Origin of the sequence: Xylophilus sp. Leaf220, from assembly GCF_001421705.1 — a bacterium.
Classification (GTDB): Bacteria; Pseudomonadota; Gammaproteobacteria; order Burkholderiales; family Burkholderiaceae_C; genus Xylophilus.
Genome location: NZ_LMKO01000022.1, coordinates 20076 through 39612, shown reverse-complemented (window position 1 = coordinate 39612; position 19537 = coordinate 20076). Strand labels below are relative to the sequence as shown.

Annotated in this window: 19 protein-coding genes; 7 read left to right on the top strand and 12 right to left on the bottom strand. The window is 68.6% G+C overall.

Annotation, left to right across the window (positions count from 1 at the left end; all coding sequences use genetic code 11):
* Window positions 1-24: 24 nt before the first annotated feature.
* From ASE76_RS12200 to ASE76_RS12145, 12 genes are all read right to left on the bottom strand, one after another.
* Entirely contained in the window at window positions 25-762 is a 738-nt protein-coding gene (locus ASE76_RS12200; protein WP_055839780.1) for a carbonic anhydrase, read from the bottom strand.
* Window positions 763-1060: 298 nt separating this feature from the next.
* Window positions 1061-1420, bottom strand: a complete 360-nt coding sequence (locus ASE76_RS12195; protein WP_055839776.1) for an FKBP-type peptidyl-prolyl cis-trans isomerase — start codon at window positions 1418-1420, stop codon at window positions 1061-1063.
* A 135-nt stretch (window positions 1421-1555) separates the two neighbouring features.
* Window positions 1556-1867 carry a helix-turn-helix domain-containing protein gene (locus ASE76_RS12190; RefSeq protein ID WP_055839773.1) on the bottom strand — a complete coding sequence of 104 codons (312 nt, stop codon included), beginning with the start codon at window positions 1865-1867 and terminating at the stop codon, window positions 1556-1558.
* A gap of 160 nt (window positions 1868-2027) precedes the next feature.
* On the bottom strand, window positions 2028-3014 hold the full coding sequence (locus ASE76_RS12185) for a tripartite tricarboxylate transporter substrate binding protein (RefSeq protein WP_055839771.1): 987 nt from the start codon (window positions 3012-3014) through the stop codon (window positions 2028-2030).
* 137 nt (window positions 3015-3151) lie between these two features.
* Window positions 3152-4186 (bottom strand): SMP-30/gluconolactonase/LRE family protein, encoded by a 1035-nt coding sequence (locus ASE76_RS12180; protein WP_055839768.1) that lies wholly within the window; start codon window positions 4184-4186, stop codon window positions 3152-3154.
* A gap of 170 nt (window positions 4187-4356) precedes the next feature.
* A complete protein-coding gene (gene garD / locus ASE76_RS12175) occupies window positions 4357-5946 on the bottom strand; it encodes a galactarate dehydratase (RefSeq protein ID WP_055839766.1) in 1590 nt (529 codons plus the stop codon).
* A gap of 38 nt (window positions 5947-5984) precedes the next feature.
* A complete protein-coding gene (locus tag ASE76_RS12170) occupies window positions 5985-7118 on the bottom strand; it encodes a beta-propeller fold lactonase family protein (RefSeq protein WP_082448429.1) in 1134 nt (377 codons plus the stop codon).
* 28 nt (window positions 7119-7146) lie between these two features.
* Entirely contained in the window at window positions 7147-8442 is a 1296-nt protein-coding gene (locus ASE76_RS12165; protein WP_055839763.1) for a TRAP transporter large permease, read from the bottom strand.
* A 121-nt stretch (window positions 8443-8563) separates the two neighbouring features.
* Complete coding sequence (locus ASE76_RS12160; protein ID WP_055839760.1) at window positions 8564-9052, bottom strand: TRAP transporter small permease; 489 nt, start codon at window positions 9050-9052, stop codon at window positions 8564-8566.
* A gap of 125 nt (window positions 9053-9177) precedes the next feature.
* Complete coding sequence (locus tag ASE76_RS12155) at window positions 9178-10146, bottom strand: TRAP transporter substrate-binding protein (protein ID WP_055839757.1); 969 nt, start codon at window positions 10144-10146, stop codon at window positions 9178-9180.
* A gap of 60 nt (window positions 10147-10206) precedes the next feature.
* Window positions 10207-11115 (bottom strand): SMP-30/gluconolactonase/LRE family protein, encoded by a 909-nt coding sequence (locus tag ASE76_RS12150; protein ID WP_055839754.1) that lies wholly within the window; start codon window positions 11113-11115, stop codon window positions 10207-10209.
* A 49-nt stretch (window positions 11116-11164) separates the two neighbouring features.
* Window positions 11165-12016, bottom strand: coding sequence for an NAD(P)-dependent oxidoreductase (locus ASE76_RS12145; RefSeq protein ID WP_055839751.1), 852 nt, complete (start codon window positions 12014-12016; stop codon window positions 11165-11167).
* 145 nt (window positions 12017-12161) lie between these two features.
* Here ASE76_RS12145 and ASE76_RS12140 point away from each other — a divergent pair, with 145 nt between their 5' ends.
* The 7 genes from ASE76_RS12140 (at window position 12162) to ASE76_RS12110 (ending at window position 19518) form a co-directional block, all read left to right on the top strand.
* Window positions 12162-12923, top strand: coding sequence for a FadR/GntR family transcriptional regulator (locus ASE76_RS12140; protein WP_055839748.1), 762 nt, complete (start codon window positions 12162-12164; stop codon window positions 12921-12923).
* Between the two features lie 145 nt (window positions 12924-13068).
* Window positions 13069-14043, top strand: coding sequence for a tripartite tricarboxylate transporter substrate binding protein (locus ASE76_RS12135; protein WP_055839746.1), 975 nt, complete (start codon window positions 13069-13071; stop codon window positions 14041-14043).
* A gap of 41 nt (window positions 14044-14084) precedes the next feature.
* A complete protein-coding gene (gene kdgD / locus ASE76_RS12130; protein ID WP_055839743.1) occupies window positions 14085-15002 on the top strand; it encodes a 5-dehydro-4-deoxyglucarate dehydratase in 918 nt (305 codons plus the stop codon).
* A 48-nt stretch (window positions 15003-15050) separates the two neighbouring features.
* Window positions 15051-15509 carry a nuclear transport factor 2 family protein gene (locus ASE76_RS12125; protein ID WP_055839740.1) on the top strand — a complete coding sequence of 153 codons (459 nt, stop codon included), beginning with the start codon at window positions 15051-15053 and terminating at the stop codon, window positions 15507-15509.
* 38 nt (window positions 15510-15547) lie between these two features.
* On the top strand, window positions 15548-16525 hold the full coding sequence (locus ASE76_RS12120) for a tripartite tricarboxylate transporter substrate binding protein (protein ID WP_201781859.1): 978 nt from the start codon (window positions 15548-15550) through the stop codon (window positions 16523-16525).
* Between the two features lie 163 nt (window positions 16526-16688).
* Window positions 16689-18020 (top strand): glucarate dehydratase, encoded by a 1332-nt coding sequence (gene gudD / locus ASE76_RS12115; RefSeq protein WP_055839736.1) that lies wholly within the window; start codon window positions 16689-16691, stop codon window positions 18018-18020.
* A gap of 49 nt (window positions 18021-18069) precedes the next feature.
* A complete protein-coding gene (locus ASE76_RS12110) occupies window positions 18070-19518 on the top strand; it encodes an aldehyde dehydrogenase family protein (RefSeq protein WP_055839732.1) in 1449 nt (482 codons plus the stop codon).
* Window positions 19519-19537: the final 19 nt, after the last annotated feature.

The following is a 19537-nucleotide window of genomic DNA, read 5'->3' as shown; positions in this document are numbered from 1 at the left end:
GGGTCGGAAGACTCTCCCGGATCCTCAGGCGAAGAACTCGACCTCGCCGGTGTCAAGGTCGTAGCGGGCGCCCACGATCTTGAGCTTGCCGCTCTTCTGCGGCTCCTGGAACATCGTCTCGGTGGTGCGCAGCCGCTCCACCGTGCGCTTGACGTTCTCGCGCACCGCGGCGTCCAGCAGCGCGTCGCCGTTGAGGTTGCCGGTGCTGCGGGCGATCAGGGCCGCGGGGATGATGCCTTCGATCATCTTGCCGATGGAGCCGGGGTAGACCGCGTTCTTCTCGACCACCGACACCGCCGCCTCGACCGCGCCGCAGCGCTCGTGGCCCAGCACCACGACCAGCGGGGCGCCGAGCACCATCGCGCCGTATTCGACGCTGCCGAGGGCGGTGGTGTCGACCGTGTTGCCGGCGTTGCGCACGATGAACAGCTCGCCCAGGCCGACGCCGAACAGCAGCTCGGGCGGCACCCGGCTGTCGGAGCAGCCGACCAGCACCGCGAACGGCGCCTGCGAGCGGGCGATCTCCAGCCGGCGGTCGTTGTCGAGCTGCGAGGGCTTGCGCTTGCCGGCCAGGAAGTCGGCGTTGCCGGCCTTCAGCCGCGCCAGGGCCTGGTCGGGCGTCATGCTGCTCTTGGGCACCGCGTCGGCTCCGAAAGCGGGCAGGGCGACCGCGCTGGCGGCCGCGAGGGTGCCGCAGCAGGCGCTGCGAAAGAAGCCGCGGCGCGCGTTGGAGGAAGTGGCGGGGGTCGTCGCAGTGGTCATCGTCGGTTCCTGTAGTTGCGGGGTCCGCGGTGCCCGGGAGTCGGTGCGGAACAGGGCCTGCACGGACGCCCGAACCCACGGGACGAGGCCAGTGTGCGGCGCGTTTTGCCGCATACCGCGGGCTTCATGGCGGGTTCATTCGGGGTTCATCCGAAGTTCATCTGCTGCACGAATCGACGCGGGCCCCCAAACGACGACGCCCGCCGGGACCCGGCCCGAAGGCCCGGTCCGCGGCGGGCGCGGAGTACGAGAGACAAGGGTGGGCGGGTGATGCCTGCAGCAGCCCCGCACTACCGGCTCAGCGGCCGATCTTGATCAGCTCGACGTCGAACTTCAGGGTGGCGTTGGGCGGGATCACGCCGCCGGCGCCGCGGGCGCCGTAGCCCAGGTTGGCCGGGATCACCAGGGTGCGGTGGCCGCCGATCTTCATGCCCTGCACGCCTTCGTCCCAGCCCTTGATGACCATGCCGGCGCCGAGCGAGAAATCGAACGGGCTGTTGCGGTCGCGGCTGGAGTCGAACTTGGCGCCCTGCACGCCGTCGTTGTAGAGCCAGCCGGTGTAGTGCACGCTGACGTTCTGGCCGGCCTTGGCTTCTTCGCCGTTGCCGGGGGTGGTGTCTTCGTATTGCAGTCCGGATGCGGTGGTCGTCATAGCCATGGTGATCTCCTTGGATGGTGCTATGGGGGGAAACGGCGCAGGCCCGCGAGGGGCCTGCCACGAGCACGAGAGGGTGAAGTGTCTGCGGCGGCCGTGCGGTCGGCAGGCGCCGCGGGGCCGGGTAGGCGCAGCGGCTCAGCCGGCCTTCGGCGGCAGCGTCTGCACCCAGCGGCCGGCGAAGGCGTGCAGGTCGCTCAGGCGCTTGAGCAGGTCCTTGCCCGCATCGGTGGTGCCGTAGCCGTCGCCGCCGTGGTCGACCAGTCCGGCCTGGCGCAGCTCTTTCAGGCGGGTGTTGAGCGTGTTCGGCGTGATGCCGCCGACGCTGTCCTGCAGCAGCCGGAAGGTCTGGTGGTGGCCGTCGCGCAGCGCCCAGAGCACGCGCATCGCGTAGCGCGATTCGAGCAGGTCGAACAACTGGTGAACGGCGGCGTTTTCCTTGGGACTCATGCGCGAAAGCTCCTGTGGCGAAAGGCGGGTGTCGGGTGCGTGGGCAATATAGCCGACATTGGCGAATGCTACAAGTTTAATAGCTGGTGGCCGGCGTGGAGGGCCGGCTGCAGCCTCTTTTCACGCAGAAACACCGCCCGGCGGGCGGTGCCTGCATCCGTCATTCGAGCTTGATGCCGGCAGCCTTGACCACCTGCGCCCACTTGTCGACTTCCTTCTTCTGGAACTCGCCGAACTGGGCCGGCGTCATCGGGTTGGGCTGCATGCCCAGGCTCTTCAGGCGGTCCTGCATTTCCCCGGTGGCGAGGATCTTCAGGATCTCGGCGTTGAGCTTGTCGACGATCGGCTTGGGCGTGTTGGCCGGCGCGAAGATGCCCTGCCACGACAGCACCTCGAAGCCCGGCACCGTCTCGGCGACGGTCGGCACATCGGGCATCGACTCGAGCCGCTTGGCCGAGCTGACCGCCAGCGCGCGCAGCTTGCCGCTCTGGATGTGCGGGCCGGCCACCACGGTGGTGTCGAACATCATGTCGACCTGGCCGGCGATCACGTCCTGGATCGCGGGGCCGCTGCCTTTGTAGGGCACGTGCACGAACTTCGTTCCCGACTGGAAGCCCAGCAGCTCCAGCGACATGTGCTGCGAGGTGCCGTTGCCGGCCGAGGCCGAGGTCACCGTGCCGGGCTTGGCCTTGGCGGCGGCGATCACGTCCTTCAAGGTCTTGAACGGGCTCTTCTCGCCCACCACCAGCACCACCGGGTTGGCGCCGATCAGCACGATCGGGGTGAAGGACTTGACCGGGTCGTAGCCCAGCTTGGGGTAGATGCTGACGTTGATCGCATGCGAGCTGACGGTGCCGCCCACGATGGTGTAGCCGTCGGCCGGCGCGCGCGCGCCCAGCTCCGAGCCGATGCTGCCGCCGGCGCCCGCGCGGTTGTCGACCACGAAGGTGGTGTTGAGCGCCGCGCCCAGCTTCTGGCCGATCAGCCGTGCCAGGATGTCGGTGGTGCCGCCGGTGGGGAAGGGCACCAGGTAGGTGACCGGCTTGGTCGGCCAGTTGTCCTGCGCGAACGCCGGGTTGAAGGCCGCCGGGAAGGCGGCGACGAGCGCGGCGGCCGTGGCCGAATGGACGAAGGTTCTGCGTTGCATCTGAAAGGTCTCCTGGGTGTTGACGGTGAAGGACAGGCCAGCGGACGCTTCTCGTCTCGGGGATACCGTGGATCCGGCTCTGCCGGTCCACCGGTATCGCCCCCTGAGGGGGAAGCGCCGAAGGCGCATTGGGGGAATCAGATACCGCGTGTTTCCACGTAGAGGCTGTAGACCGAATGGCTGCTGGCCATGAACAGGCGGTTGCGCTTCGGGCCGCCGAAGACCAGGTTGGGGCAGCGCTCGGGCAGGCGGATGTGCGCGATCGGCTTGCCGGAGGGGTTGAACACCATCACGCCGTCGAGGTCGGCGGCGATCGAGTCCGCGGCCCCGGTGCTGCCCCAGCCGCACCAGAGGTTGCCGTCCTCGTCGACCTTGAAGCCGTCGAGCGCGCCGGTGCCGCCCTCGACCACGACGGTCGGATTGGCCAGGCCCTGGCGGGCGGTGACGTCGTAGCGCACGATCTGGCGGCGGCCCTCGGCGGTACGCTCGACCAGGTAGAGCTGCTTCTCGTCGGGAGTGAACGCCAGTCCGTTGGGAAAGCGCGATTCCAGCACCCGATCGAGCCGGCCGCTCGGATCGATCCGGTAGACCGCCTGCGGCAGTTCCGACGCCTGCTTCTCGCCCTCCCAGTGGCCGCCGATGCCGAAGGGCGGGTCGGTGAACCACACCGAGCCGTCGCTGCGCGCCACGATGTCGTTGGGGGAATTGAGGCGCTTGCCCTCGAACCGGTCGGCCAGCACGGTGATGCTGCCGTCGTACTCGGTGCGGGTCACCCGCCGCGTCAGGTGCTCGCAGGCCAGCAGCCGACCCTGCCGGTCGCGGCCCAGGCCGTTGGAGAAGTTCGACGGATTGCGGAACACGCCGGTCTGCCCGGTCGCCTCGTCCCAGCGCATGATCCGGTTGTTGGGAATGTCCGAGAACAGCAGGTAGCGCCCGTCCCCGAACCACACCGGCCCCTCCACCCAGCGGAAGCCGGTGGCGATCTGCTCCACGCTGCTGCTGAACAGCCGGTACTTTGCGAACGACGGGTCCAGCACCTGCACCGCAGGGTCCGGATACCGCTGGTTCGGCTTGAAGTCGAACGCCTGCGCGTTCGCCAGCCCCGCAGCGCCCGCCGCCAGCGCACCGGTGATGACGCTGCGGCGGGAAAGATCGACGTTGATTCGGTTCATGTCTCTGTCTCCTGATTTTTCTTTGGATTTCCTGAACAAGCACGACGCGAGAAGGGGTCAGGAACCGTAGCGAGCGGGCCTAGCTTGCGCCGCGGACCGGAGCCGTACTTCTGTACGGTGAGGACCACAGGCGCGAGATCGGCCCGCGCAGTAGGTTCATGCCCCCTTTCTCAGGTCACGGGGGCGGGATTGAAGAGGACCAGCGCGTTGTGGAGCTTCCAGTGCTCGGCCCAGGTCTTCTTGCGCCCGCTGGCCACGTCCAGCATCAGCCGGAACATCTCCCAGCCCACGTCCTCGATCGTCTTGGCGCCGGTGGCGATGGTGCCGGCGTCGATGTCCATCAGGTCGTGCCAGCGCCGCGCCAGGTCGCTGCGCGTCGCCACCTTGATGACCGGCACCTGCGCCAGTCCGTACGGCGTGCCGCGGCCGGTGGTGAACACGTGCAGGTTCATGCCGGCGGCCAGCTGCAGGGTGCCGCAGATGAAATCGCTCGCAGGCGTGGCGGTGTAGAGCAGGCCCTTCTGCCGGGCCTTCTCACCGGGCGAGACCACGCCGGTGATCGGCGACGAGCCCGACTTCACGATCGAGCCCATCGCCTTCTCGACGATGTTCGAAAGCCCGCCCTTCTTGTTGCCGGGCGTGGTGTTGGCGCTGCGGTCGACCCGGCCCTTGTCGAGGTAGGCGTCGTACCAGGCCATCTCGCGGATCATGGCCGCGGCCACCTCGGGGGTGCTTGCGCGCGAGGTGAGCTGGTCGATGCCGTCGCGCACCTCGGTCACCTCGGAGAACATCACCGTGGCGCCGGCGCGCACCAGCAGGTCGGTGCAGAAGCCGACGGCCGGGTTGGCGGTCACGCCGCTGAACGCATCGCTGCCGCCGCACTGCACGCCGACGACCAGCTCGCTGGCCGGCACCGTCTCGCGGGTGCGGGCGTTGAGCCGCTCCAGGTGCTCCTCGGCCTGCCGCATGACCGCGTCGATCATCGACATGAAGCCGACGTGCGCATCGTCCTGCAGGCAGACCACGTCGAGCTTGGTCTCGGCACTGGCGCCCACGTCGGCGACGTTGCGCTCGTCGACGATGGCGAAGCTGCCGGGCGGCAGCAGCCGCTCGGGCTGCAGCTTCTCGCAGCCCAGGCTCACCACCATCACCTCGCCGCCGAAGTTGGGGTTGAGGCTGATGTTGCGCAGCGTCCGGATCGGGATGATCGCGTCGGGCGCGTCGATCGCCACGCCGCAGCCGTAGGTGTGCTCCAGGGCCACTACGTCGTCGACGTTCGGGAAGCGCGGCAGCAACTCGGCCTTGATCCGCTGCACCGCGAAGTCGGTCACGCCGGCCACGCATTGCACCGTCTGGGTGATCGCCAGGATGTTGCGGGTGCCGACCGAGCCGTCGGCATTGCGGAAGCCTTCGAAGGTGAAGCCTTCGAGCGGCGGCTGAGGCTCGGGCTTGACGGTCGCGATCGGCAGGCCTTCGAGCGAGAGCGCGTCGGGCATCTGCAGCAGCCGCTCGTGCACCCAGGTGCCGGCCGGCAGCGGCTGGATCGCGCGGCCGATGACCACGCCGTAGCGCACCACCGGGCCGCCTTCGGCGATATCGACCAGCGACACCTTGTGGGCCTGGGGCACGCGGTCGCGCAGCACCAGGCCGTCGGCCAGCACGGTGCCGGCGGGCAGGCCGCCGTCGTTGGCGACGATGGCCACATTGTCGGCCGCGTGCATGCGGATGGTGAGAGGAGCGGACGTGGGAAGCGCAGTCATTTTGGGGGGAGCCAGGAACGCGTGGGGCCGGAGGGATGTCAGTGCAGGTCGACGATCTCGACCCAGTTGGGATTCTTGCCCGCCGCCACCCGCGTGGGGGTGCCGGGCACACCGGTGGAAGGGTCTATCGGGTGCAGCGACACGCTGTGCGAATCCTGCCCCGCGGCCACCAGGAAGCGGCCCGAGGAATCGACCGCGAAGCCGCGCGGGGTCTTCTCGGTCGGCACCTGGCCGAGGGGCGTCAGCTGGCCGTTGTCGGCATTCACCCTGAACGTGGACAGCGTGCTGGAGGTGCGCTCCGACGCGTACAGCGTGCGGCCGTCGGGCGACAGGTGCAGGTCGGCCGCCCAGGGCTTGCCGGTGAAGCCGGCCGGCAGGGTGGTGCTGCGCTGCACCGCACGCAGCGTGCCGCGGGTGGCGTCGTACTCCATCGTGTGCAGGGCCGCGTCGAGCTCGTCGAGCAGGTACAGGTAGCGCTGCGACTTGTCCCAGACGAAGTGGCGCGGGCCGGATTTCTCGGGCGCGACGGTGGTCAGCGCCGGGTCGTTGGCGGTGAGGCGGCCGGTGGTGGCGTCGAACTTCCAGCTGGAGAGGTTGTCGCCGCCCAGGCTGGTGGCGAAGACATAGCGGTTGGCCGCGTCCGCATGGATCGCATGGGCGTTGGGCGCGGTGGCGAGGGTCTGCACCACTGGGCCGGGCAGGCCGTCGGCGCCGATGCTGTTGACGGTGATCTTGTGGCCGCCGTAGGAGGCGGCGAAGAGCCAGCGGCCGGTGGCGTCGGTGTCGATGTTGGCCATGCTGTCGGCCAGCGGAGCCTCGCCGCGCTTGGTCAGCGTGCCGTTGGCCGGGTCGATCGCCAGGCTCACCACCCGGTAGGGCTGCGAGCGCAGGGCGACGTACAGGGTGCGCTTGTCGGGCGACAGCGCCATCGGCATCGCCTGGCCGCCGAGCGGCACCGTCTGCAGCGGGCGCAGCACGCCGGCGGCCCGGTCGAGCGTGTAGACCGACAGGTCCTGGCTGTCGGCGTTCGAGACGTAGACCCGGGTGCCGGTCACCGGCGGCGCCAGCGGGCCGGAGCCGCCGCAGGAGGCGAGCAGGGCGGCGCCGGCGATGGGCGCGAGGCACCAGGCGGCACGCCGGCGGGCGGTGGTGCAAGCAGAACGAAGGGGCATGGGATATCTCCTGTCGGTAACGGTCGCTTTACTTGACCGCCATGAACATGCCGGGCAGCCACATCGAGAACGCCGGCACGAAGGTGACCAGCAGCAGCGCGAAGACCAGCGCGCCGTAGAACGGCCAGATGGTGCGCATCACCTCGCCCACCGACACGCCGCCGATGGCGCAGCCGACGAACTGGGTGGTGCCGACCGGCGGCGTGTTCAGGCCGAGCGCGCAGTTGATCAGCAGCACGATGCCGAACTGCACCGAGCTCATGCCGTACTGCTGCGCGATCGGCAGGAAGATGGGCGTGCAGAGCAGGATGGTCGCGGCCATGTCGAGGAACGTGCCCAGCAGGAACAGGATCACGTTGATCATCAGGAAGATCATCCACGGCGTGGTGGTGATCTCGGACAGCATCCGCCCGGTCAGCTCGGCCACGCCGTAGAGGCTGATCAGGTAGCCGAAGGTGCTGGAAATGCCGATCAGCAGCAGCACCACCCCGGTCGTCTTGACCGCCTTGGCCGCGGCCTTGATGAAGTGCTCCCACTTGAGCGTGCGGTAGAGCAGCACGGTGAGCGCCAGCGCATACAGCACCGCCACCGCGGCCGACTCGGTCGCGGTGAAGATGCCCGACAGGATGCCGCCCAGGATCAGCACCACCACGAACAGGCCGGGCAGGGCCGCGGCCAGCGAGCGGGCCACGATGTGCCAGCCCGGGAAGGTGCCCGCCGGGTAGCCGCGCTTGACGGCCACGAAGTAGGCCGCGGCCAGGTTGCTGATCGTGAGGATCGCCGCCGGCACCAGCGCCGCCAGGATCAGCGCCGCGATCGACACCTTGCCGCCGGCGGCCAGCGAATAGATGATCAGGTTGTGGCTGGTCGGCATCAGCGCGCCGACCAGGGCCGCGTGGGTCGTCACGTTGACCGCGTAGTCGGCGTGGTAGCCCTCCTTCTTCATCATCGGGATCATCACCGCGCCCATGGCCGAGACGTCGGCCACCGGCGAGCCGGACACGCCGCCGAACAGGGTGCAGGCCACCACGTTCGACATGCCCAGGCCGCCGCGCACATGGCCGACCAGGTTCTTGGCCAGGGCGACGATCCGGTCGGCGATGCCGCCGTAGAGCATCAGCTCCCCGGCGAAGATGAAGAACGGGATCGCCAGGAACGAGAAGATGCCCATGCCCGAGGTCATCTGCTGGAAGCCGACCTCCAGCGGAAGGCCTTCGTAGGCGAGCGTCGCGAGGGCCGACAGGCCGATCGAGAACGCGACGGGCACGCCGAGCAGCAGCAGCAGCGTGAAGGTGACGCAGAGGATCAGAAGAGGAATGGTCACGGCAGTACGAGGCCTATGAATTTTTCAGAAGTACCGCGGAGCCGGCTGTGCCGGGCCGCTGGTGCTGCCCCCTGCAAGGGGGTTGGCGGCCACACGGAGTGGGCAAGCCTGGGGGTGTGCTTCATGACCAGGAAGCTTCGACTTCGCGGCCTTGCGCGAGAGCGATGATGTGCTCGACCGAGAACATCACGATGAGGACGCCGGCGATCGTCGCGGGCACGTATTTCCAGCCCTCCGACAGCGGCAGCGTGGGCAGGCGGTAGTCCCAGACCGACTGGGCGAGCGAGGCGCAGTTCCAGGCCATCGCCGCGCCGAAGACCAGCACCAGCGCGTGGATCAGGAATTCCATCTTGATGCGCACGCCCTCGGGCGCCAGCACCAGGAAGGATTCGAGACCGATGTGGCCGGCGTCGCGCACGCCGACGGCCACGCCGAACATCGTCACGTAGAGCACCAGCAGCAGGGCCAGGCTCTCGGCCCAGGTGGGCGTGTTGTTGAGCACGTAGCGGCCGAACACCTGCCAGCTGACCGCGCAGATGAGCGCGACCAGTCCGGCGATGCCCAGCCACATGCAGGCGCGGGCGAGCGCGCGGCAGAGTCGGGTGTACATGTTTTTGGAAGAAAAAAGGGCTGGAGCCGGCGCAGGTTGCCGGCTACCAGCTATCGAAATGAGAGCGGACTTTAGGGCAGGCACGGCGCGCGGTGGGGTCGCAAGACGGTCGCGCGCCGGGCGGCCTATTGCGTTTCCTGAGCCCGCTTGACCAGGTCTTTCAATTTCGCGTCGGTGATGAACTTGTCGTAGACCGGCTTCATCGCGGCCTGGAACGGGGCCTTGTCGATCTCGAAGAACTCTGCGCCGCCGGCCTTGGCGGTGTCGAACGACTTGATCTCGCGCTCGGCCCAGAGCTTGCGCATGTGCGGCACCGATTCCTTGGCGGCCTGGCGCACCTGCGCCTGCTCCTCGGCCGAGAGGCGGTCCCAGGCGCGCTTGGAGAACAGCAGGATCTCGGGCGCCATCGAGTGCTCGGTCTTGGTGTAGTACTTGGCCACCTCGAAGGCGCGCGAGCTTTCGTAGGTGGGGTAGTTGTTCTCGGCGGCGTCGATCAGGCCGGTCTTCAGGCCGGTGTAGACCTCGCCCTGCGGCATCGGGGTGGCGTTGGCGCCCATGGCTTCCATGGTGGCGACCCACAGGTCCGACTGCTGCACCCGGACCTTCAGGCCCTTCATGTCGGCGATGCTCCTGACCGGCTTCTTGGCGGTGAACACCGAGCGCGAACCGCTGTCGTAGAAGGCCAGGCCGACGAAGCCCTGCTTCTCGCAGGCCTTCAGGATCTCTTCGCCCACCGGGCCGTCGAGCACCTTGTGCATGTGGTCGACCGACTTGAAGAGGAAGGGCATGGTCGGCACCAGCGTCTCGGGGCAGATGTTGTTCATCGCGCCGACGTTGATCCGCACCATCTGGAGCGCGCCGATCTTGGCCTGCTCGATCGTGTCCTTCTCGCCGCCGAGGGCGCCGTTGTTGTAGACGCGGACCGTGTTCCTGCCGCCGGAGAGCGCCTTCAACCGCTCGCCCATGAACTTGACGGCTTCGACGGTGGGGTAGCCGTCGGGGTGGATGTCGGCCGAGCGGAACTCGGTCGCCTGGGAGGTCAGCGGCGCCAGGACCGCGATGGAAAGTGCGAGGAGGGTGCGGTGGAATTTCATGCTTGTCTCTGTTTTTGCGTAGTGATGAAACGGTGGAAGGAAAGAGGGGTAACGGACGGTCTATCCGCGGCAGGCAGGCTCCGCAAGGCCCTGCACGCCGGGGCGCAGCGCGAAGACACCGCCGGCCAGCGGCTGGTCGGACAGGTCGCCTGCAGGGCGGATCGAGGTGACGAAGAGCGTGTCGAGCCCCGCGCCGCCGAAGGCGCACATCGCGGGCTTCTTGACCGGCACCGCCAGGGAGCGGTCGAGCCGGCCTTCGGGCGTGAAGCGGTGCACCAGGCCGGCGTCGTTTCCGCAGATCCAGTAGCAGCCGTCGGCATCGACCGCGGCGCCGTCGGGCCGGCCGGGCAGGGCGGTCATGTCGACGAAAACCCGCCGGTTCGACGGGGTGCCGGTGTCGGTGTCGTAGTCGAAGGCCCAGACGGTCTGCACGTTCGGATGCGAATCCGACAGGTACATGGTCCGGCCGTCGGGGCTGAAAGCCAGGCCGTTGGGCACGATCAGGGGCGAAATCGGCCGGTAGCCGGCGATCTGCGCCGACTCCTTGCTATCGAAATCGTAGCGATACAGCGCGCCGACCGGTGCGGCGGCCGCCATGTCGAGCAGCATGGTGCCGGCCCAGAGGCGGCCCTGGCGGTCGCAGCGGCCGTCGTTGAAGCGCATGCCGGGGCGGGCGTGCTCCACCGTCGCCAGCGGGTCGAAACCCAGGGTGCCGTCGTCGTGCGGCTGCAGGTGGAACAGGCCCGTCTCGGTGCCGGCCACCCAGCCGCCGCCGTGGGCGTCTTCCCGGCGGGCGATGCAGGCCAGCATCTCGGGCGCGGTCCAGTGGCGGGTGCTACCGTCTGCGGCATTCCAGCGGTGCAGCCGGCGGGCCGGAATGTCGACCCACCAGAGCGCCTGGCTGCGCACGTCCCAGACCGGGCTTTCGCCGGTGGCGCAGCGCGCGTCGAGCACGAGTTCGGCGGTCATCGGTCGTTTCCTGGCAGGCGGGCGAGGGCGGGATGCGGCAGGGGCCGGATCACGATTCGAACGGGCCGGCCTGGGTGAAGGCGCCGCCCTGGTAGACGGCCACCGCGTCGGTCGGCGCCGGCGCGGGTTGCTGCTCGACCTTGGCGCGGAAGACTTCCGACGTGTCCTGCGGCGTCCAGCCCAGGTGGGCGGCGGCATGGTTGTCCCACCAGACGTCGCGGTTGGCCGATGCGCCGTAGACCACGGTATGGCCGACGTCGGCCGCGAACAGGCAGCAGCGCACCAGCTCGGTCAGGTCGCGGTAGCTGAGCCAGGTGCTCATCATCCGGCGGTCGCGCGGCTCGGGGAAGGAGGAGCCGATGCGGATGCTGACCGTCTCGATGCCGTAGCGGTCGAAGTAGAACTGCGCCAGGTCCTCGCCGTAGGACTTCGACAGGCCGTAGTAGCCGTCGGGCCGGCGCGGGCAGTGCGCATCGAGCTTTTCGGTCTGGCGGTGGAAGCCGACCACGTGGTTGGAGCTGGCGAACACCACCCGCTTGACGCCGTGGCGGCGCGCGGCCTCGTACAGGTTGAAGGTGCCGCGGATGTTGGCCTCGAGGATTTCCTCGAACGGTCGCTCGACCGACACGCCGCCCAGGTGCACGATGGCGTCGCAGCCCTCGACCAGCGCATCGACCGCCTGCTTGTCCGCCAGGTTGCAGGGCACCACCTCTTCCTGCGGGCCGGCGGCCGCTTCCAGGGCGGCGATGTCCGACAGGCGGATCACCTCGGCGAAGGGCCGGAGCCGTGCGCGCAGTTCCTTGCCGAGGCCGCCCGCGGCGCCGGTGAGCAGCAGGCGCTGCAGGGTGCGGGTGGCGGGCGCCGGGGCGGCGACGGCCTTCGGATATGTCTCTTCTGTCATTGTGTGGTGCGAGGCTTTGGGGGATGATCCGGGTATGTCATCGGTTGTCGTACAACGCTCGGACCATTATCATCAGGCAATGTCGAACATGTCAACGGTGGTTTCGACGGGGTCCACCACCCCGGCAGACGCAGTGCCATCCCCCATGGCGGGCGGGGCCGTGCGGCAGCGCAAACGCTCCCGCGGCCTGGCGCACGACCTGGTCGAAGACATCAGCGGCCGCATCCATGCCAAGGTGCTGGCGCCGGGCGACAAGCTGCCGACCGAGTCGGCCATCGTGCAGGCCTACGGGGTGAGCCGCACCGTGGTGCGCGAGGCGATCTCGCGGCTGCAGGCGGCGGGCCTGGTGGAGACGCACCACGGCATCGGCACCTTCGTGCTGGAGTCCCGGCCGGGCGGCATCTTCCGGCTCGACCCGGCCGACATCCCCACCTCGATCGACGCGATCGCGGTGCTGGAGCTGCGGGTGAGCCTGGAGACCGAATCCGCCGGCCTGGCCGCTGCGCGCCGCACCGACGAGCAGTTGCTGGCGATGCGCGACGCCCTCGACGAGTTCGAGCGCAACGTGGTGATGGCCAAGGGCGACACGGTATCGCCCGACTTCCGGTTCCACCTGGAGATCGCCAAGGCCACCGGCAACCGCTATTTCTCGGACATCCTGGGCCACCTGGGGTCGGCCCTGATCCCGCGCACCCGCATCACCGCCACCCGGGTGCCGCAGGAGGACCAGTCGCACTACCTGCACCGGGTCAACCGCGAGCACGAGGAGATCTTCAACGCGATCGCCCGGCGCGACGCCGAGGCCGCCCGCGCGGCGATGCGGATCCACCTGACCAACAGCCGCGAACGGCTGCGCCGCGCCCGCGAGGCCGCGCAGTCGGTCCCCGGCAAGCCCGCCACCGACTAGCCGCAAGCCCCTGCGGACCCTACGGGGTTTGCACGGGCTGTACTTTTTCCTGGATAGTTGTACGATGACTGATGACGCGTGGTGCGACAAGCGCCGCATTCCATCCGGGCCCCAGAGCCCGTGCATCGTTCCAAGGAGACACGACATGACCATTTCCCGCCGCGCCCTGCTGGGCTCTTCCGCGCTGGCCGCCCTCGGCGCCGGCACCGCCGCCCAGGCCGCCGACGCCTGGCCCGCCCGCCCGATCAAGCTCATCGTGCCGTACCCGCCGGGCGGCTCCTCGGACATCATCGCCCGCTCGATCAGCCAGTCGCTGTCGGAAGCGCTGAAGCAGTCGGTCATCGTCGAGAACAAGGCCGGCGCCAACGGCAACCTGGGCGCCGACTTCGTCTCCAAATCGCAGCCCGACGGCTACACCCTGCTGCTGTGCGACGTGGGCGCTCTGGCAATCAGCCCCTCGGTCTACACCAAGCTGCCGTTCGATCCGTCGAAGGACCTGCGCAGCGTGACGATGCTGGCGTACTCGCCGCACCTGCTGGTGGTGCATCCGTCGGTCAAGGCCTCCAACCTGCAGGAGCTGGTGGCGCTGTCGAAGACGTCCGACCTGAACTTCGCGGTGACCGCCTCCGGCAGCGCGCCGCACCTGGCCGGCGTGGCGCTGCAGCGCGCCACCGGTGCCAAGTGGGAGTACGTGCCCTACAAGGGCGGCGTGCAGTCGATCCAGGACACGGTCGCCGGCCAGACGCAGGTGCTGATGAACGGCATGCTGGCCACGCTGCCGCACGTGCAGAGCGGCAAGCTCAAGCTGCTGGCCGTCTCCAAGGGCACCCGCATGCCGCTGGTGGGCGACGTGCCGACCATCGCCGAGCAGGGCGTGCCGGGATTCGAATCGGGCACCTGGCAGGGCGTGATGGTCGCCAAGGGCACGCCCGACGCGCTGGTCAACCGCCTGAACCAGGAACTGATCAAGGTCATCCGCACCCCCGAGATCCGCTCGCGCCTGGCAGGGCAGGGCGCCGAGGTGGTGACGATGGCACCGGCCGAGCAGGAAGCGTTCTTCAACAAGGAGCGCGCCCGCTGGTCCAAGGTCGTGACTGACGCCCAGATCAAGCTGGACTGATTTTTCCTTTCTCCCAAAACCTTCAACACTACTCACACACCATGAGCTTCACCCCGCAAGAACTCAAGTCGATCATGGGCTCCGGCCTGCTGTCGTTCCCGGTCACCGATTTCGACGCCAACGGCGACTTCGATGCCAAGGGCTACACCAAGCGTCTCGAATGGCTGGCCCCGTACGGCGCCACCGCCCTGTTCGCCGCCGGCGGCACCGGCGAGTTCTTCTCGCTGACGCAGGAGGAGTACCCGACGATCATCCAGACCGCGGTCGACGCCTGCCGCGGCACGGTACCGATCATCGCGGGCGCCGGCGGCCCGACCCGCCAGACGATCCAGTACGCACAGGCCGCCGAGAAGGCCGGCGCCCACGGCATCCTGCTGATGCCGCACTACCTGACCGAAGCCGGCCAGGAAGGCCTCTACGCCCATGTGAAGGCGGTCTGCGACAGCGTCGATTTCGGCGTGATCATCTACAACCGCGCCCAGGCCCGCTACAGCCCCGACACGCTGGCCCGCCTGGCCGACGCCTGCCCGAACCTGGTCGGCTTCAAGGACGGCGTGGGCGACATCGAGGCGATGGTCTCGGTCTACCAGAAGATGGGCGACCGCTTCAGCTACCTGGGCGGCCTGCCCACGGCCGAGGTGTATGCCGCGGCGTACAAGGCCCTCGGCACGCCGGTGTACTCGTCTGCAGTCTTCAACTTCATCCCCAAGACGGCGATGGAGTTCTACGAAGCGGTGCGCACCGACGACCTGGCCACGCAGCACCGCCTGCTGAAGGACTTCTTCATGCCGTACCTGGACATCCGCAACAAGGTGGCCGGCTACTCGGTGAGCATCGTCAAGGCCGGCGCCACCATCGTCGGCCACGGTGCCGGTCCGGTGCGCCCACCGCTGAGCGACCTGAAGCCGGCGGAAGTGGAAGAACTGAAGGCGCTGATCGACAAGCTCGGCCCGCAGTAAACGCTGCACCTTCGCAGCCCGCGTCATAAAAACCAACAGGAGACAAACATGTTCCACAAGACAGCGATCGCCCTCGTATTCACCGCCGCGCTGGCGGCCTGCTCGGCGATGCCGCAGGGCGGCGGCAGCGCGGCGGCCGACGGCGGTGCCGGCGCAGCGGCCGCGGCCGAGAAGCTGCGCGTCGCGATGGTCGACCCGACCCGGCCGGCGCTCGACGCGCTGGTGGCCGACGACCTGAGCTACGGCCACTCCGGCGGCAAGGTCGATACCAAGGCCAGCTTCATCTCCGACCTGCTCGACGGCAAGTCGGACTTCGTCACCATCGCCATCACCGACCAGACGGTGAAGGTGGTGAAGGACGTGGCCCTGGTCCGCCACACCCTGTCGGCGCAGACCAACGATAGCGGCAAGCCCGGCAACGTGACGATCAAGATCCTGCAGGTCTGGCAGCAGCAGGGCGGCCAGTGGAAGCTGCTGGCCCGCCAGGCGGTCCGGCCACCCGTCTGAACGTCTTTTATTACGTCTTTGCGTAGAAAGAAGCAAGCATGAAAAACATCAAGCATCTGCTTGGCCTGGTGGCGTTCGCACTGGCGCTGCACGGTGCGGCATCGGCCCAGACGCCGGCGTGGCCCGAGCGTCCGGTCACGATCGTGGTGCCGTTCCCGGCGGGCGGGTCGACTGACATGGTGGCGCGGGCGCTCGCGCAGAAGCTGCAGGACCAACTCGGCCAAAGCTTCATCGTCGACAACAAGCCGGGTGCCACGGGCACCATCGGGGCCGGCCAGGTCAAGCGCGCGACGCCGGACGGGTACACGCTGATGGTGTCGTCGCTCGGTACCTACGTCATCGCGCCGCACCTCCAGAAGACCGTGCCGTACGACGCGTTGAAGGATTTCGACTACCTGAGCGTGCTGGTGCAGGCCCCCAACGTGCTGGTCGCGAGCCCGGCGCAGAAGGCCACCACGGTCGCCGAAGTGATCGCACAGTTGAAGGCGGCGCCGGGCAAGGTCAGCTTCGCCAGCTCCGGCAACGGCTCTTCCGACCATCTTGCGGCCGAGGTGTTCTGGCAGCAGAGCGGAACGGACGGATTGCACATTCCCTACAAGGGCGGATCGCCTGCGATCAACGACCTGCTGGGTGGCCAGGTCGATTTTTCCTTTCCCAACGTCAACGCCGTGCTGTCCCATATCAAGGCCGGCAAGTTGCGTGCGATCGCGGTCACCGGCGACAAGCGCTCGCCCGTGCTGCCCGACGTGCCCACGTTGGCCGAGGCCGGCGTCAAGGGTGCCGAGGTGTATTCGTGGCAAGGGTTCGCCGCGCCGCACGGCCTGCCTCCGGCGGTCAAGGCCAAGCTGGGCACCGCTGCCGCGGCGGCCATGAAGGATCCGGCGGTGAAAAAGCGCATGGAAGAGCAGGGCCTGGAGATCGTGGCGAATACGCCCGAGCAGTTCGCAGCCTTCCAGGCCCGCGAGTTCGCCCGGTGGAAGACCCTGATCGACACCCGCAAGATCACCGCAGACTAGTAGCGATCAGCCCCGCGGAGCCGCTTTGCGGCTGCCCCCCTTCTGCTGCGCGAAGGGGGGCGCACCCTGCGGCCTAGCAAAGCCAGTTCCGCGGGCGTCCGCGAAAGGGCTTCGCCGTGCTCGCCCTTGCCAAGCCATCCCGTTTCTTCACAAGCCGTCGACCATGACCAGCTCCTCCCCCACCATCACCGACCTGCGCGTCGTGCCCGTCGCGGGCCACGACGGCATGCTGCTCAACCTGAGCGGTGCGCACGCACCGTTCTTCACCCGCAACCTGCTGATCCTGACCGACAGCAGCGGCGCGACCGGCGTCGGCGAGGTGCCCGGCGGCGAGAAGATCCGCCAGACGCTGGAAGACGCGCGCGGGCTGTTGGTTGGCCAGCCGATCGGCGACCACAACGCCATCCTGAACCGCATGCGCGCCCGCTTCGCCGACCGCGACAGCGCCGGCCGCGGCCAGCAGACCTTCGACCTGCGCATCGCGATCCATGCGGTGACGGCGGCCGAATCGGCGCTGCTCGACCTGCTGGGCCAGCACCTGGGCGTGCCGGTGGCGGCCCTGCTCGGCGAAGGCCAGCAGCGCGACAAGGTGCAGATGCTCGGCTACCTGTTCTACGTGGGCGACCGCAAGAAGACCGACCTGCCCTATGCGAGCGAGCCCGACCAGGCCGACGACTGGCTGCGCCTGCGCCACGAAGAAGCCATGACGCCCGAGGCGATCGTGCGGCTGGCCGAAGCCACCCACGCCCGCTACGGCTTCCAGGATTTCAAGCTCAAGGGCGGCGTGCTGCGCGGCGAGGAGGAGGTCGAGGCGATCCGCGCGATCCACGAACGCTTTCCCGAAGCGCGCGTCACCCTCGACCCCAACGGCGGCTGGCTGCTGAAGGACGCGGTCCGCCTGGCCCGCGGCATGCAGGGCGTGGTGGCGTATGCCGAGGACCCGTGCGGCGCCGAAGGCGTGTTCAGCGGCCGCGAGGTGATGGCCGAGTTCCGCCGCGCCACCGGCCTGCCGACCGCCACCAACATGATCGCGACCGACTGGCGCGAGATGGCCCACGCGCTGTCGCTGCAGTCGGTCGACATACCGCTCGCCGATCCGCACTTCTGGACGATGGCCGGTTCGGTGCGGGTGGCCCAGCTATGTCAAGCTTTCGGGCTGACATGGGGCTCGCATTCCAACAACCATTTCGACGTGTCGCTGGCGATGTTCACCCATGTCGGTGCCGCCGCGCCGGGCCGCGTCACCGCGATCGACACCCACTGGATCTGGCAGGACGGCCAACGCCTCACCAAGGCGCCGCTGCAGATCGAGGGCGGCTACATCGAGGTGCCGAAGAAGCCCGGCCTGGGCATCGAACTCGACATGGCCGAGGTCGAGAAGGCGCACCAGCTGTACCTGCAGCACGGCCTGGGCGCCCGCAACGACGCGCAGGCGATGCAGTTCCTGGTGCCCGGCTGGACCTTCGATCCCAAGCGGCCCTGCCTGGTGCGCTGACCGCCGGTCGCGTGCCGCATCCGTCAAAAATCAACCAACAGGAAACTTCATGAGCGAATTCAACAACCTGGTCAACGGCGAATGGACGGCCGGCGCGTCGCTGAGCGACAACCGCAATCCGTCCAACCTGGCCGACGTGGTGGGCCGCTACGCCCAGGGCGACGCGGCGCAGGTCGATGCGGCGGTGCAGGCCGCGCTGGCCGCCTTCCCGGCCTGGTCCACCAGCGGGATCCAGGCCCGCAGCGACGCGCTCGACAAGATCGGCACCGAGATCCTGGCGCGCCGCGAGGAACTGGGCACGCTGCTCTCCCGCGAAGAAGGCAAGACCAAGCCCGAAGGCATCGGCGAGGCCACCCGCGCCGGCCAGATCTTCAAGTTCTTCGCCGGCGAATGCCTGCGCCTCGCTGGCGAGACGATCCCGTCGGTGCGGCCCAACATCGGCGTGGAGATCACCCGCGAGCCGATCGGCGTGGTCGGTCTCATCACGCCGTGGAACTTCCCCATCGCCATCCCGGCCTGGAAGATCGCACCGGCGCTCGCCTTCGGCAACTGCGTGGTGTTGAAGCCCGCCGACCTCGTCCCCGGCAGCGCCTGGGCGCTGGCCGACATCATCCACCGCAGCGGCATCCCGGCCGGCGTCTTCAACCTGGTGATGGGCCCGGGCCGCGTCATCGGCGACGCGCTGGTCAACCACGACGGCATCGCCGCGATCAGCTTCACCGGCTCCACCGGCGTCGGCAAGCGCATCGCCGAGCGCTGCGTGCAGACCCACAAGAAGGTGCAGCTGGAGATGGGCGGCAAGAACCCGCAGATCGTGCTGGACGACGCCGACCTGGCCCAGGCCGTCGAGCTGAGCGCCCAGAGCGCCTTCTACTCCACCGGCCAGCGCTGCACCGCATCCAGCCGCCTGATCGTCACCCAGGGCATCTACCCGAAGTTCATCGAGGCGCTGAAGGCGCGGATGGACAAAATCAAGGTCGGCGATGCCCTGACGGCCGGCACCGACATCGGCCCCGTCGTCAGCCAGTCGCAACTGGAGCAGGACCTGAGCTACGTCGAGATCGGCAAGGCCGAGGGCGCCACCGTCTACTCGGGCGGCGGCCGGGTGGCGTGCCACACCGGCAGCGGCCACGACGGCTACTTCATGGCCCCGACGCTGCTCACCGACACCACGCAGTCTATGCGCGTCAACCGCGAGGAGATCTTCGGCCCGGTCGCCAGCGTCATCCAGGTCAAGGACTACGAGGAAGCGCTGGCCACCGCCAACGCGACCGAGTTCGGCCTGTCGGCCGGCATCGCCACCACCAGCCTGAAGCACGCGACCCACTTCAAGCGCCACAGCCAGGCCGGCATGGTGATGGTCAACCTGCCGACGGCGGGCGTCGACTACCACGTGCCGTTCGGCGGCCGCAAGGCCAGCAGCTACGGCCCGCGGGAGCAGGGCAAGTACGCGCAGGAGTTCTTCACCGTGGTGAAGACGGCCTATACGCTGGCCTGATACCGGGCGCTATCGAAAA